Below are 13,665 nucleotides of genomic sequence, written 5' to 3'. Positions count from 1 at the left end.
GAAATGAAGTGAATGTAGAAAGGACTGTAGATTGTAAGTAATCTACAGCCCTTGTTTTATATATGTGAGGCGTGAACCTTATTAATCTAATATTTTCATACAAATTTTCATAATCTACTCAGACGCTACAGGTTCTAAAGGTAAATTCATACCTTTCCATCCTTCAAGAGCGCCAGCTAATTCATATGCCTCGAAACCTTCCCTATAAAGCATTAATAAAGCTTCTTTACCAAGTATTGTTCCACCAGTCCAATCATAGACAACATATATGTTCTCTTTGTTTAAATCTTTTAAATGATGTTTTAAATCTTTAGCAGGAATCTCTAAAGCTGTTTTGATTTTATCTTTTTTGACAAAAGACGGTGCATTACGCACATCAATAATGACATAACGTTCATCGTTGTTTTCAATTTTGTCTAATACAGTGTGATGATCAATATACAAACTTAGATAAGCTTCTAAAAGGTCTACTTTATTCATATATTATCCTCCTCGTTAGATAACGCATTTATCCCTTTACGTATTTTCAAAAGTAAATTCGATAATTTGTCTCTTTCTTCATTACTTAAGTACTTGAATACACGAGCGACGTAATCATAATTGTAAGGTAAAAAAGATAGTAGAATATCTTCACCTTCTTGTGTGAGTTTTACTGATTTAGAACGTTTATCATTTTGTGAAGCAACTTTAGTTATCCAATTTTTTCGTTCTAATCCATCAACGATACCAGTAATCGTAGACTTCTTAGCATTCACCTTTTTAGCTAAATGAGATGGCGATAGCGTATGATTATTTTCACGATATAAAAGCATCATAATTGTGAAGCGTGATTGGGTGAGGTTATATCTTTGTAGCAAAGTGTCATAATGAGATTTCATCTCTTGGTAAGTGTTATGCATATCTAAATAAGTTAAAACAGACGATTGATCAATGTTTTGAACCTCGCTACTTAACTTATTTAAGCTCTTGTGGGTAGGTTGATCAACAATATATAAATCTGACATGAAAAGCTCCTCTGTTAATTTAGTTAGGTTCCTAACTAAATTAAAGGTATCATGTATTCTATCTAATGCCAAACAAAAAAAGCCAAAGTATTAGGGGAAATACTTTGGCTCACGATCATATAACAGGAGGGGGTAAATAGACCAATACTCCAGATTCTGTTATGCAGGATATGATCACTAGGGGGATGATACATATCTTGCGTTATACATACTGCAAATGTGAACGTTAATGACTAGGAGTTAAATATAGTAATAATTATCTCAGTTTAGGGATGATAGAGTTTCAACATATTATACTTACTTTGGATTCGAATTAATCATTATTTTTTCTTCTTTTAGGTGGAGGTTTAATTTAAAGAACTCCTCATAATCATGTTAACTCGTTCACAAATTCATTGTATCATATTGTGAAGAAAATCACTATTTAATTAGCAAAATTATTTTATGAGTTGTGACATATTTGTGAATGCGTGTAAAAAGTTCGGATTGGTGTAAGTGTTGAACTGACTTTTGCCATTTAATGTAAATGCTTGAAGTGTTTTGGAAAAAAAAGGTAGTATGAAAGTGGAAAAATAAATTTGAAGCAATTTATTATTTGAATTTTACATGATTTACTTTTTTAACAACTTTAATTGTAAATAAATGATGTTAGGACTTTGTTAATTGTTACAAATACACTTTACAATTATATTGTCATTATATATAGTTGAACTATATAGTCTGACTTTATAATTGGTAAAAGCATTACGAGAGGTGTAATTATGCGTAATAAACTTTTACCACTTTCCGAAACGATGCATTACATATTGCTTGTACTAAGAGAGCCTTTGCATGGGTATGCTATCATGCAGGTTATTCGAGAAATGAGCGAAAATGATGTGAATATTGCTGCGGGTACTTTGTACGGCGCAATTGAAAACTTAAAAAAGCATCAATATATTCGAAGTCTCAGTGATGCGTTAGATCGTAGAAAGGTATATATCATAACTGAGTTAGGCGAAGAAGTATTAAAAGTTGAAAATGAAAGACTTAAGCATTTAGTAAAGCTCTATGAAGACGGGCCTAAGTCGAATTAATCTTTTGAATACTTAATATGTAAATTACATGGATAAAATTAATTAGTCATAAATCTAAATATATGAAGGGTAATGAGTGAAGAACTTAGTTACCCTTTCAATTTATCATCATATTTTATATAAATTTTCTTAAGTATTATCGTAATACCTTAATTAAGAATTTTATTATCGAATTATAAGTACCATTTAAATATCGTTCAAAGTTTAGAATGAATGCAACATCATAAAATTTCATGTAACACAACACGAAAAGAAAATTGTTACATGGAAGTTTGGGTTTGGAATAATTTAACAACATAGTAAGTGGGTAGAGTAATTATGGAAGGGATTAACACTTTTTATAATATGGTGTTTAAATGGTGTTCTCTTTCGGCTAAGCCCCTTACAAAATTTTGAGTGAGGTGGTTGTTTACATGTGTGATTCAAATAAGCAATTATTTGTGAATCCGGAAGCTATTACATTAGAGTGGACGAATCTAATCACAGATGAACTTGAAATGGTAGCGGAAGGAATTCCAGAAGCACTTGTAGATCAATGGTTGGAAGATGGCACCCTAATTCCTTTCGCTAAAAAAGATGGTTTACGTCACTTCTATACTAAAGATGTATGGCGCGCAACCATCGGTCAGGTTCTTGGTCAAGATACGAAAGCGATTGACCATGATCCTGACGAGGAAGTTATGGACTAAGGATAGTCCATCTTCCTTTATATTTTGATTTTAAGCACGACTTTTTACTTATAGGCTTTATTTTTTTATAATAAAGGTATAAAAATTATACTTAATCCAAGGAGGATTTTTATGACTCAGTTTAAATTTGATCAGGTCCATAGTTCACTTGAATTCGGTATTAAGCATTTAATGGTTTCTAAAGTCAAAGGGACTTTTGAAAAATATGATGTAGACGTTACAGGTGACATCAGTAATTTAAGTACAATCAAAGCAAACGTTAAGATTGACGTCGCTTCAATAAATACGAAGAATGAAGATCGTGATAAACATCTTCAAAACGAAGACTTCTTCAATGTTGAAAAGTATCCAACAATTGAGTTCGAAACAACATCAATTACAGAAACATCTGTGACAGGTCAACTTACAATTGCTGGCGAAACGCACGAAGAAACATTTGAACTTGAATATAACGGTGTAAGTAAGAATCCTATGACAAATGGTTTTGTAACTGGCTTTATCGTAAGCGGTAAAATCGACCGCGAGAAATACGGCATTACATTTAACCAAGCACTTGATACAGGCGGTGTGATGCTAGGTAAAGAAGTTAAATTTGAAGCAGATGCTGAATTTGAAGTAGAAGACGATTAAGATTTCATAAATAGGCTGGGCGTTTAGCGTCCAGCCTTTTTTCATGAGAAATGATTGATTATTGATGTGGGTCTAGGACAAAATACTACAATTCCCTTAAAACAGCATGCTTTCCTGGGGCGTGGCTGGAGCCTGTAGTCTCCAGACTCACGCTACTCCCCTAGGAGTCAGCTGTTTTGAGAATTGTATGAAATAAAGCTTAAATGCTCTATTTCACGATTTATGTCACAGACCCCTTGAAGTTGACGTTGCGTCAACGTGTAAATTAAGTCGTGAAAGGAGGGATATGATGACACAGTACTCAATTAAGGATGTCTCTAAAATGTCACATGTTAGTACGAGAACGCTTAGATACTACGATGAGATAGGGTTGTTAAAACCTGATGAAACAACGTTTAGCGGTGAGCGTTTATACGATGCAGCCTCTTTAGACCGACTGCAATTAATATTGTTTTACCGCAAGCTTGGTGTAAAGTTAACTGAAATTAAACGTATATTAGATGAAGGCGAGCCTTCGATAGATATCTTAAAGGACCAAAAGTCGAGATTTCAAAAACAAGTCTCACAACTTAAAATTTACTTAAGTGAGATTGATAACATGATTGCGTATTATGAAGGAGGGTTTGAAATGAATCAAGCAGATAAATTTAGGGCTTTTAAACATGAAAAAATTAAAGAAAATGAGAAAGAATTTGGCGATGAAGTTCGTGCGAAGTACGACGAAACTACGATTAAACAGGCGAATGAAAAGTGGGAACACTTAACTGAAAGCGCGTACCAAGAGGGGATTGAACAAGAAGAGAAACTGATTCGTTCATTAAATACATTGCTGGAACAATCGTCCTATGATTTAGACGATCCAGTTGCTAAAGATGCATTTGAAGCACATAAACGTTGGCTTGAAATTTATGCGCCATACTACAATGCTGAGTATCATAAATCGCTTGCTGAGATGTATGTCGCTGATGAACGATTCAGTGCGTACTACAATTCTAAGACGGTAAAGCCATCCGTTCATTTATTAAAAGAAATAATCGATTATTATGCATAAGGAAAAAGTCCAGTCATTTGCAATTTCCTTTAACAGCATGCTTTCCTGGGGCGTGGCCTGAGCCTGTAGTCTCAGGACGCACGCTACTCCCCTAGGAGTCAGCTGTCAGGAAATTGATCTATAGAGCTACTTTATTGTAATAAATAATTAATTATTATGCATAAGGAAAAAGGCCAGTCATTTCCGTGACCGGCCTTTTGTGGTGAATTGAATAATGATTATGATTTTCTATTTGTAAGCGTTTAGTTTTATCTATAAAGGGTGTATGTTAAGCGTTCTATTAATGGTAGATTTTGCTACCTTTGTCTACGAATTCTTCTGCTTTTTGGCGAAGACCTTCTTCTTTTTCTTCCTTATCTTTATAAGACTTTCTAAGGTCGTGTGAAATACGCATTGAACAGAACTTAGGTCCACACATACTACAGAAGTGCGCGACTTTAGCTGATTCAGCTGGAAGTGTTTCATCGTGATAACTTCTAGCACGGTCAGGATCTAATGATAAATTGAATTGGTCGTACCATCTGAATTCAAAACGCGCACGACTAATCGCGTCATCACGGTCTTGCGCATTAGGAAGTCCTTTTGCTAAATCGGCCGCATGCGCTGCAATTTTATATGTCACAACACCTTCGCGAACGTCGTTTTTATCAGGTAAACCTAGATGTTCTTTAGGTGTTACATAACATAACATCGCCGTACCGTGGCTTGCGATCTTCGCAGCACCAATTGCTGATGTGATATGGTCGTAAGCTGGCGCAATGTCTGTTGTTAGCGGTCCAAGCGTGTAGAATGGTGCTTCTTTACAATGGAAGTCAGCGAGATCTTGGTTTTCTTTAATCTTTTGAAGTGGTACATGTCCAGGACCTTCAATCATCACTTGAACATCGTGTTCCCAAGCGATGTCTGTAAGTTCACCAAGTGTTTTTAACTCTTCGATTTGGCTTTCGTCGTTCGCATCGTAAATTGAGCCAGGACGTAAACCGTCACCAAGTGAAATCGAGATATCGTATTTATTACAAATTTCACAGATTTCATCGAAGTGTTCATATAAGAAGCTTTCTTTATGATGCGCAAGACACCATTGTGCCATGATTGAACCACCACGAGATACGATACCTGTTAAACGATCGACAGTTAGTGGCACATAGTGTAAGCGAACACCAGCGTGAATTGTAAAGTAGTCTACGCCTTGTTCAGCTTGTTCGATTAATGTATCGCGATAGATTTCCCAAGTTAAGTTTTCAGCAATACCGTCTACTTTTTCAAGTGCTTGGTAAATTGGAACAGTACCAACTGGAACAGGTGAGTTACGTAATAAATATTCACGAGTCGCGTGAATGTTTTTACCTGTAGATAAATCCATGATAGTGTCAGCGCCCCAATGAGTCGCCCATACAAGTTTTTCAATTTCTGCTTCGATTGAAGAACTTACGGCAGAGTTACCGATGTTAGCGTTAATTTTAACTTGGAAGTTTTTACCAATAATCATCGGTTCTGACTCAGGGTGGTTGACGTTGTTTGGAATAATAGCGCGTCCACGTGCAACTTCATCACGCACATATTCCGCTGACATATTTTCACGTGCCGCGATGAATTTCATTTCCTTCGTAATGATACCTTGTTTCGCGTAATGCATTTGCGTTACATTTTGTTCTGATTTCGCACGTTTAGGTTGATATTCGAAAGGTGTTTCAACAAATTTGTCATGACCTTCTTTTTTGAATCCGTTATCTAATGATTGAACTTTACGACCTTCATACGTTTCAATGTCGTCACGGTCGTTAATCCATTGTTCACGTAATTTTGGAATACCACGTTTCACATCGACTTCATAATCGTCATCATGGTAAGGTCCAGCCGTGTCATAAACTACAAACGGTGGGTTTTCGCGTTCGCCTTCATCCGTCACCGTATTAGAAAGCGTAATTTCACGGAAAGGCACCTTGATATCAGGATCCTCACCAGAAATGTAAATCTTCTTACTAGATGGAAACTGTTTCTTTAACTCAATCTCTTCTTGATTCACAAAAAAACCTCCTAAACAATTTTAATTGCTAGGAGGCACAAAGGGCTAAACAACCCCATGAGGTATCTATGTATCATAAAATAATCCTATTGCATCATATATAGTACAACAGGATATCCATTCAATGTTAAAATAGATATGTGTCATGCTTCCCTACGTTGGTACTAACCAAATCAGGTTCAAAGGGTTAAAACAAATCGTTTCTTTCAGCTCAAATGGCACCCCTAGCAACAAATATTTAATTTATAATTATTACTCTATCATTCATTTTTTGAAAAGACAAATAATCAAAAATTTATGAAAGGTTGGATACTGGTATTTCAGTGAGGTTTACAGGTTCGGAAACTTTTTGTAGTCATTGCTTATTGGCAGTCTTAAGTAACGTTGATTTAACTGCAAATTTATCGCTTATTAATAAACGTCGTCTTACGTACCTTTAAACTAGCTATCGAATTTTCACTAATGGCCAAACGCCGTCTTACGTAACTATTCACTAACTGCTAAAGTATCGCTAATTGATAAACGTTGTCTTACATAACGCATACTTGCTTTGTCCCGTCGCCCTGTGAAAAGCCCTTTAAGAAAGTCGGTTTATCACGTTTATTCAAACGTGATAATTGAAGGGCGTTGGTTTATCAAGAAAGTTCAAACGTGATAATTGAAGGGGCTTGGTTTATCAAGAAAAGTAGAACGTGATAAACGAAGGGCGTTGGTTTATCAAGAAAGTAGAAACGTGATAAACGAAGGGCGTTGGTTTATCAAGAAAAGTAGAACGTGATAATTGAAGGGGCTTGGTTTATCAAGAAAAGTAAAACGTGATAAACGAAGGGCGTTGGTTTATCAAGAAAATTGGAACGTGATAAACGGGAGTATTACATCTACAATTACAAGAAATCGGAAACGTGTAAATCAAGCGGGTCTAAATTTACAAGACTTGGAAAACGTGTAAATCAAATGGCTTTTAAATTACAAGACTGCAGAAACGTGTAAATCAAATGGCTTTTAAATTACAAGACTACGAAAACGTGTAAATCAAAGGGCTTTTAAATTACAAGACTGCAGAAACGTGTAAATGAAATGGCTTTTAATTTACTAGACTTGGAAAACGTGTAAACCATAGGGCTTTTAGATTACAAGACTACAAAAACGTGTAAACCAAATGGGTCTAAATTTACAAGACTTAAGAAACGTGTAAATCAAACCCGCCGTAACAGCTCTAAACAATACTAAACCCGACACCGCGTCGTAAACGAGCGCCGACACCACGTTTAAGTACTCCGACGCCAGCCCTAGCACCGCGTCGTAAACGAGCACCGACACCACGTAAACATACACCGACGCCATCACTACGTCTACGTACACCAGCACTATCCGTATTACACAAACCGCCAACCACATACAAAGGAGGGGTTACCATCACACTACTACCGGCAAGCTTATTTATGTTCGCACTCGCTAATCTTTTCAAAGAATTACCGCCGACGAAACCGAATCGATGGGTAGGGTACCGAACCCCGAAAGCACTCAAATCAACTAAAAACTTTATCCGCGCGCAAAAACTATCGGCGCACTTCAGCCTAAGGGTTTTCAAACGACTCAGTATATGCGCGGTTCCCATATTCGTTTTCGACATATGCGCGCTCATCTACTTCTCAGACAACGTACTGATTACAAGCGTCATCATTCAATCCGTACTCATTTTCGCAAGCATCGGTTGGATCATCTATCTCGTCGAGAAATACATTTAACTTAAAGGAGCAGTAAAGATGAAAGAAATTGTGATTTTATCCGTAAGTGACATTCATGGATACATCTTCCCAACAAATTATCAACATAAAGGCCAAGAACTATCGAAAGGGCTTTTAAAGATTCAGACACTCATTGAAAAGGAACGCCAAGCCAACACTAATACCCTGCTCATTGAGAACGGGGATTTCATCCAAGGTTCGCCGTTCTGTTTCTATTTAAATAGTGAGCTGCAATCGAGCGAAATGTTAACGAAGGTCTATAATCAGATAGGATTTGACGTTGGTGTCATCGGTAATCACGAGTTTAATTTCGGCTTACCGTACCTGCATGACACGCTCGACCGCCTGAATTACCCGGTGTTGTCTGCCAATATCACGACTGATGGCAAACCGTTCACTGGTCACGACGTCGTCTACAAGGAAATCGATGGCGTTACAGTTGCCATAATCGGCGTTACAACGCCTTATATTCCGAACTGGGAGAAACCTGAAATCATTGCTGGACTTGAATTTGAAACCACAGTTTCTTATTTAAAAGCCCATATCCAATCTGTTCGCGACAAAGCAGATATCGTCGTAGTGAGCTACCACGGCGGGTTTGAACGTGATCTCGAAACAGGAAACGAAACGGAACAACAAACAGGTGAGAACGAGGGCTATCAAATATTACAAGAAGTAGACGGCATTGACGTATTAATTACAGGTCACCAACACCGTGAAATCGCTACGGTCAAAGAGGGCGTAAGTATCGTTCAGCCTGGTTCAAAGGGCGACTTCCTAGGTAAGATCGTACTTCAATATGACGCACAACAACATACCATTAAGCATCAAACGACTGATCTCATTCCAGTTACCGAAGAGACGGTTTCACAAGAAGCGCCTCAAGCAGTTCGTGACACGCAAGATAAACTTGAAGCATGGCTAGACGCGCCTTTAGTTCATTTAAACGAAGACATGCTTGTTAAAGACGATTTCAAGGCGCGTATCAAGCCGCATCCGATCGTAAATCTTCTCAACCACGCGCAGATGTCCCTTGCAGGCGTAGATATTTCTTGCACGCCGCTGTTTCCGAGCGCACGTGGTTTTTCAAAGACGGTAACGATGCGAGATATTATTGATAACTATCCGTTCCCGAACACGTTCAACGTTCTTGAAGTGACTGGTGCCGAGTTAAAGGCAGCACTTGAGAAGACGGCGACATATTTCGATGTCGAAGATGGCGACATTACGGTCAATCAAGCATTTCTTGAACCGAAACCGCAACATTTCAATTACGATATGTATTCCGGTATCGACTATACGATTCACGCGTCGAATGAAGCGGGTGCTCGCGTTCACGACGTCACGTTCAAAGGGGAACCGGTTACGGACGCTCAAACGTATCAAGTCGTGATGAATAACTACCGCGCTGTCGGTGGTGGGGATTACGCGATGTTTGACGAAAGTAAAATCGTCAAGGACATTCCCGTTGAGGGCGCAGATATGTTGATTCAATACCTGAAACATCAGGGCTCTAACGACATCCCTAACTTGACGACATTCAAAGTCACGCTTTAAACGCATGGTGCCATAGCCGCGAATCTATTCACGATCGCCACAACCATATTTTATCTTCCCACCCATTCAGGAAAATGGGGGCTCAAAACCGCCCCCAAAAATTCATACTCAAAAAGACTTGCTAGGCGTCAATCACACGTCCTAACAAGTCTTTTTACTGTTTTAATTCAATTTATTGAACATTAATTTGTTTCGTTGTAACAGTTTTACTACCTTGCTTTAAGCGAATATTCGCTTCGCCAGTAGCTCCGTCCTTCACTTTAACTGTGTACTTAAGGACCGCATTACCGTTCTCATCAGTTGTAACTGAAGTTGGCGTACTATAACCGTAACTATCTGCTGTTTCGCCATCTTTTGCAATTCGACCAATTTGTTCGCCACCAGCTTTATACATACCAACTTTAAGGTCGCTCACTTTTTGATTCGCAGGATAACCTGATAATTTCACTGTGAACGTTTCAGTATCGCCAGCTGTGAATTGACTAGGTAAGTCGAATGTTGCGTTACCATTTGTTTCAGGCGTATCATTTGGGTCGTCACTCGGACTTTCAGGGTCCTCAGTTGGCGCTTCGCCACTTCCATAACTACCTGGCTTGAACGTAGATGGGTCATACCATTTATAACCATCTTTAGGTTCGCTCCAAGGTTCTTTTTGAGGTTCTGTACTATTCTCAGGCGTTTCGAAATCAAGTAGCGGTGTCTTCTCATCTAATTCGATGCCTTTTTCTTTAAATGATGTGTACGCTTCTTTCTTACCTAACCAAGTCGTTAAGTTTTTAAGTAATTGACCATTATCTTCTTCTTTAAAGCCGTCATACGTACGTTTCGATTCACCGCTATCTTCACGTTTGTACTTAGGAGAACTATCTTCAACCATTGAAGAGTCGCCGATAAACGCCGCTTTACCTTTGCCGACTTTTGATACCGCTACATAAGCGCCTTCTTTCTTACCGCCGCCATTGTAAACACCTTGGTCAACGGCATGAGACCATTTATCAGATTCTGTTAAATTATCCGGCATATATACGATACCTTTAGCAATTTCAGGATTTGTAATTGCTACTGTTGAACCTGCATGCATCGAAACACTATTGACGTTGTCGCCAATGTTTAGGCCATTTTCACCTTGAACAATATTCGTAGCCTTAAGATTGTTTAAGGCATTATAACGAAAACGAACCCCAAAGTTCTCTGATAACCAATCTGAATTCGTTACACCTTTCATTTCATCTGAGTTCTTTTCAGCTTCAGACATGTCTTTCGTAATATCGTTATAAGCACCTCGGCGGTAACCGTTCATAATTTCAGATGAATCAATACGGTTTAAATTACGGTCCGCATTATAGTGATCTGAGATAAACACGACACTGCCACCGTTTTTAGTGAAATTTAAGATGGCTTCTTGTTCACAATCTTTAATCGGAATATTCGCTTCTGGAATGACAAGAATCGAAGCATCCTTTAAGCTTTCTTCAGAAATCGTATTATCTTTACGTAACTCTTTGACTTGATAACCTTGGTCAGCAATAGATTGGCCATAATCAGAAAAAGCCCCGTCGATAACCCAATCCGCTGCACCAGCCGTTTGACCGTGCGTATTATCGACTAAAACAGTACCTTTACCAGTATCTTCACCTAATACAGGTGCATCTTCTGCTTGTGCAACATTAATAGAACTAAATGTAACAGCTGATAGTAAACCTAAAGTGGCTAATTTTTTTATGTATGACATTTACGACTCTCCTCCTTCATTTATCCCTTTATATCATAAAGGCTTTTCAAATGGTTTTAAATCATGCGTAGGCAAACTAAATAATTCTTAAAAGAGCGCCATCAGAAATTTACAATCTTCAAAAAAGCTTTAATCATTTTACAAAATTTAAATAATTTATATAATAAAGTTATGGTACGCTTGGTTTGACACTATTTAAATTGGAGGATTAAATATGGAGTCGTATAAGTTTTTATCAAAAGTGTTTGCGCTCATTTTAACGACAGCTTTAGTACTTGCAGCATGTGGCAACAAATCTAGTCTTGATAAGAAATCAAGTGAAGGAGATAAAGAAGGTGGCGACTATAAACCTAAAGAATTAACAGTTCAATTCGTACCTTCTCAGAACGCTGATACTTTAGAAGCAAAAGCGAAACCACTTGAGAAATTATTATCTAAAGAATTAGATATTCCTGTAAAAGTTTCTGTTTCAACAAACTACAACACAATCGTTGAAGCAATGAAATCTAAGAAAGTTGACGTTGGTTTCTTACCACCAACTGCTTACACATTAGCAAAAGAACAAAAAGCCGCTGACTTATTACTTCAAGCACAACGTTTTGGTGTGAATGAAGAAGACGGTTCACCAACAAAAGACAAAGTTTCAAGTTACAAATCTCAAATCGTAGTTAAGAAAGATTCAAATATCAAATCTTTAAAAGACCTTAAAGGTAAAAAGATTGCGCTTCAAGACGTAACTTCAACTGCAGGTTACACATTCCCTGTAGCTGAGTTAATGAAAGAAGACATCAACCCAGCTAAAGACATGAAAGTAACAACTGTAAAAGGTCATGACCAAGCTATTATCGCTTTATTAAATGGCGATGTTGATGCAGCTGCTACTTTCCAAGATGCACGTAACACAGTTAAGAAAGATGAACCAAACGTATTTAAAGATACAAAAGTTAACCATACAACTGAAGACATTCCTAACGATACAATCTCAGTGCGTTCAGACATGGATAAAGAATGGAAAGACAAAATCTCTAAAGCTTTCAAAGATATCGCGAAAACTAAAGAAGGTCACAAAATCATCAGTGAAGTTTACAGCCACGAAGGTTATGTAGACGGTAAAGATGAAAACTTCGATGTAGTTCGTGAATACAGCAAAAAAGTAAATAAATAAGCTTTTAAAGGGAGGGAGTGGGACGAAGGATCATGATCTTAAAGGATAACTTCGTATCCCACTTTGTCTTGATAACGCGTTCATGGCTTGATAGAGCCTATTTAACAACCGTTATCAATAGCATATTTAAAATTGGACGTGGGATCGCACTTTGTCTCACGTCCTTTTTCTATTTTAATTTGAAAGGTGAATGAAATGAGTCAAATTGAATTTAAAAATGTATCGAAAGTATACGATAACGGCCATAAAGGTTTGAATCAAATAAACTTAAATATCGAGAAAGGGGACTTCGCGGTTATCGTTGGTTTATCAGGTGCTGGTAAGTCGACTTTATTACGTTCAATCAACCGTCTCCACGATATTACTGAAGGTGAAATCTTCATCGAAGGTAAATCTATCACGAAAGCGTCAGGTAAATCTTTACTTGAAATGAGACGTAACATCGGTATGATCTTCCAACATTTTAACTTAGTTAAGCGCTCAAGCGTTATTCGTAACGTGCTCAGCGGACGCGTAGGTTATCACCCTACGTGGAAGATGGTGCTCGGATGGTTCCCGAAAGAAGATAAGCGTAAAGCACTTGAAGCGTTAGACCGTGTGAACATTTTGGAAAAGGCCTACCACCGTTCTGACGAATTGTCAGGTGGTCAACAACAACGTATTTCAATCGCACGTGCCTTATGCCAAGAATCATCTATTTATATTAGCCGATGAACCAGTCGCGTCACTCGACCCACTTACAACAAAGCAAGTTATGGATGACTTAAAACAAATCAACGAGCAACTTGGTATTACAGTCATCATTAACTTACACTTTGTCGATCTAGCGCGACAATATGGTACACGTATCATTGGATTAAGAGCTGGAGAACTTGTATTTGACGGACCAGTTGAAGAAGCTACTGACGAGGCTTTTGCGCAAATTTACGGTCGTTCAATTAAAGCAGACGAAAAAATGGGGGTGGACTAAATGACATCTCGTGACGA

General features: G+C 37.8%; 12 protein-coding genes, 1 pseudogene and 1 riboswitch. Of the genes and pseudogenes, 8 read left to right on the top strand and 5 right to left on the bottom strand.

Annotated elements, in window-relative coordinates:
• Nucleotides 1-114 precede the first annotated feature (114 nt).
• Together ACF3N8_RS00545 and ACF3N8_RS00540 are read right to left on the bottom strand one after the other, a co-directional pair.
• On the bottom strand, nucleotides 115-480 hold the full coding sequence (locus tag ACF3N8_RS00545; RefSeq protein WP_009383148.1) for a rhodanese-like domain-containing protein: 366 nt from the start codon (nucleotides 478-480) through the stop codon (nucleotides 115-117).
• The gene (locus tag ACF3N8_RS00540) at nucleotides 477-1,004 is read right to left on the bottom strand and encodes a MarR family winged helix-turn-helix transcriptional regulator (protein ID WP_238093871.1); all 528 of its coding nucleotides are present in this window, start codon (nucleotides 1,002-1,004) and stop codon (nucleotides 477-479) included. The genes ACF3N8_RS00545 and ACF3N8_RS00540 overlap by 4 nt, the downstream gene beginning before the upstream one ends.
• Before the next feature lie 761 nt (nucleotides 1,005-1,765).
• Here ACF3N8_RS00540 and ACF3N8_RS00535 point away from each other — a divergent pair.
• The 4 genes from ACF3N8_RS00535 (at nucleotide 1,766) to ACF3N8_RS00520 (ending at nucleotide 4,450) form a co-directional block, all read left to right on the top strand.
• On the top strand, nucleotides 1,766-2,080 hold the full coding sequence (locus ACF3N8_RS00535; protein WP_392450040.1) for a PadR family transcriptional regulator: 315 nt from the start codon (nucleotides 1,766-1,768) through the stop codon (nucleotides 2,078-2,080).
• Nucleotides 2,081-2,493: 413 nt separating this feature from the next.
• Nucleotides 2,494-2,769 carry a hypothetical protein gene (locus ACF3N8_RS00530; protein ID WP_238093869.1) on the top strand — a complete coding sequence of 92 codons (276 nt, stop codon included), beginning with the start codon at nucleotides 2,494-2,496 and terminating at the stop codon, nucleotides 2,767-2,769.
• Between the two features lie 111 nt (nucleotides 2,770-2,880).
• Nucleotides 2,881-3,399 carry a YceI family protein gene (locus tag ACF3N8_RS00525; RefSeq protein WP_017176645.1) on the top strand — a complete coding sequence of 173 codons (519 nt, stop codon included), beginning with the start codon at nucleotides 2,881-2,883 and terminating at the stop codon, nucleotides 3,397-3,399.
• 289 nt (nucleotides 3,400-3,688) lie between these two features.
• Nucleotides 3,689-4,450 carry a MerR family transcriptional regulator gene (locus ACF3N8_RS00520; RefSeq protein ID WP_009383143.1) on the top strand — a complete coding sequence of 254 codons (762 nt, stop codon included), beginning with the start codon at nucleotides 3,689-3,691 and terminating at the stop codon, nucleotides 4,448-4,450.
• Between the two features lie 280 nt (nucleotides 4,451-4,730).
• On the opposite strand, the gene thiC is transcribed toward ACF3N8_RS00520, so the two are convergent.
• Together thiC and ACF3N8_RS00510 are read right to left on the bottom strand one after the other, a co-directional pair.
• Nucleotides 4,731-6,476: a phosphomethylpyrimidine synthase ThiC gene (thiC, locus tag ACF3N8_RS00515; protein WP_238093867.1), complete on the bottom strand. Its 1,746-nt coding sequence runs from the start codon at nucleotides 6,474-6,476 to the stop codon at nucleotides 4,731-4,733.
• 133 nt (nucleotides 6,477-6,609) lie between these two features.
• Nucleotides 6,610-6,712: riboswitch (TPP riboswitch) on the bottom strand.
• 980 nt (nucleotides 6,713-7,692) lie between these two features.
• Entirely contained in the window at nucleotides 7,693-7,944 is a 252-nt protein-coding gene (locus tag ACF3N8_RS00510; RefSeq protein WP_009383141.1) for a hypothetical protein, read from the bottom strand.
• Here ACF3N8_RS00510 and ACF3N8_RS00505 point away from each other — a divergent pair.
• Both ACF3N8_RS00505 and ACF3N8_RS00500 read left to right on the top strand, forming a co-directional pair.
• Complete coding sequence (locus ACF3N8_RS00505) at nucleotides 7,919-8,224, top strand: SdpI family protein (protein WP_081502234.1); 306 nt, start codon at nucleotides 7,919-7,921, stop codon at nucleotides 8,222-8,224. The two genes, ACF3N8_RS00510 and ACF3N8_RS00505, sit on opposite strands and share 26 nt — an antisense overlap.
• An 18-nt stretch (nucleotides 8,225-8,242) precedes the next feature.
• Complete coding sequence (locus tag ACF3N8_RS00500) at nucleotides 8,243-9,781, top strand: bifunctional metallophosphatase/5'-nucleotidase (RefSeq protein ID WP_392450037.1); 1,539 nt, start codon at nucleotides 8,243-8,245, stop codon at nucleotides 9,779-9,781.
• Nucleotides 9,782-9,953: 172 nt separating this feature from the next.
• Here ACF3N8_RS00500 and ACF3N8_RS00495 read toward each other — a convergent pair whose 3' ends face one another.
• Complete coding sequence (locus ACF3N8_RS00495) at nucleotides 9,954-11,513, bottom strand: hypothetical protein (RefSeq protein WP_009383139.1); 1,560 nt, start codon at nucleotides 11,511-11,513, stop codon at nucleotides 9,954-9,956.
• A gap of 214 nt (nucleotides 11,514-11,727) precedes the next feature.
• Here ACF3N8_RS00495 and phnD point away from each other — a divergent pair, with 214 nt between their 5' ends.
• Both phnD and phnC read left to right on the top strand, forming a co-directional pair.
• On the top strand, nucleotides 11,728-12,678 hold the full coding sequence (gene phnD, locus ACF3N8_RS00490) for a phosphate/phosphite/phosphonate ABC transporter substrate-binding protein (RefSeq protein WP_392450035.1): 951 nt from the start codon (nucleotides 11,728-11,730) through the stop codon (nucleotides 12,676-12,678).
• A gap of 195 nt (nucleotides 12,679-12,873) precedes the next feature.
• Nucleotides 12,874-13,648 (top strand): annotated as a pseudogene (phnC, locus tag ACF3N8_RS00485) (phosphonate ABC transporter ATP-binding protein).
• The last annotated feature ends 17 nt before the right edge of the window (nucleotides 13,649-13,665 follow it).

Origin of the sequence: Staphylococcus massiliensis (assembly GCF_043186315.1) — a bacterium.
GTDB classification, from domain to species: domain Bacteria; phylum Bacillota; class Bacilli; order Staphylococcales; family Staphylococcaceae; genus Staphylococcus; species Staphylococcus massiliensis.
This window is presented reverse-complemented; position numbering and strand designations above follow the sequence as displayed.

Bases quoted from the DNA above. Each gene is read 5' to 3' on its own strand.
- ACF3N8_RS00545 (WP_009383148.1), bottom strand. From the start codon at position 480: ATGAATAAAGTAGACCTTTTAGAAGCTTATCTAAGTTTGTATATTGAT.
- ACF3N8_RS00540 (WP_238093871.1), bottom strand. From the start codon at position 1,004: ATGTCAGATTTATATATTGTTGATCAACCTACCCACAAGAGCTTAAAT.
- ACF3N8_RS00535 (WP_392450040.1), top strand. From the start codon at position 1,766: ATGCGTAATAAACTTTTACCACTTTCCGAAACGATGCATTACATATTG.
- ACF3N8_RS00530 (WP_238093869.1), top strand. From the start codon at position 2,494: ATGTGTGATTCAAATAAGCAATTATTTGTGAATCCGGAAGCTATTACA.
- ACF3N8_RS00525 (WP_017176645.1), top strand. From the start codon at position 2,881: ATGACTCAGTTTAAATTTGATCAGGTCCATAGTTCACTTGAATTCGGT.
- ACF3N8_RS00520 (WP_009383143.1), top strand. From the start codon at position 3,689: ATGACACAGTACTCAATTAAGGATGTCTCTAAAATGTCACATGTTAGT.
- ACF3N8_RS00505 (WP_081502234.1), top strand. From the start codon at position 7,919: ATGTTCGCACTCGCTAATCTTTTCAAAGAATTACCGCCGACGAAACCG.
- ACF3N8_RS00500 (WP_392450037.1), top strand. From the start codon at position 8,243: ATGAAAGAAATTGTGATTTTATCCGTAAGTGACATTCATGGATACATC.
- ACF3N8_RS00495 (WP_009383139.1), bottom strand. From the start codon at position 11,513: ATGTCATACATAAAAAAATTAGCCACTTTAGGTTTACTATCAGCTGTT.
- phnD (WP_392450035.1), top strand. From the start codon at position 11,728: ATGGAGTCGTATAAGTTTTTATCAAAAGTGTTTGCGCTCATTTTAACG.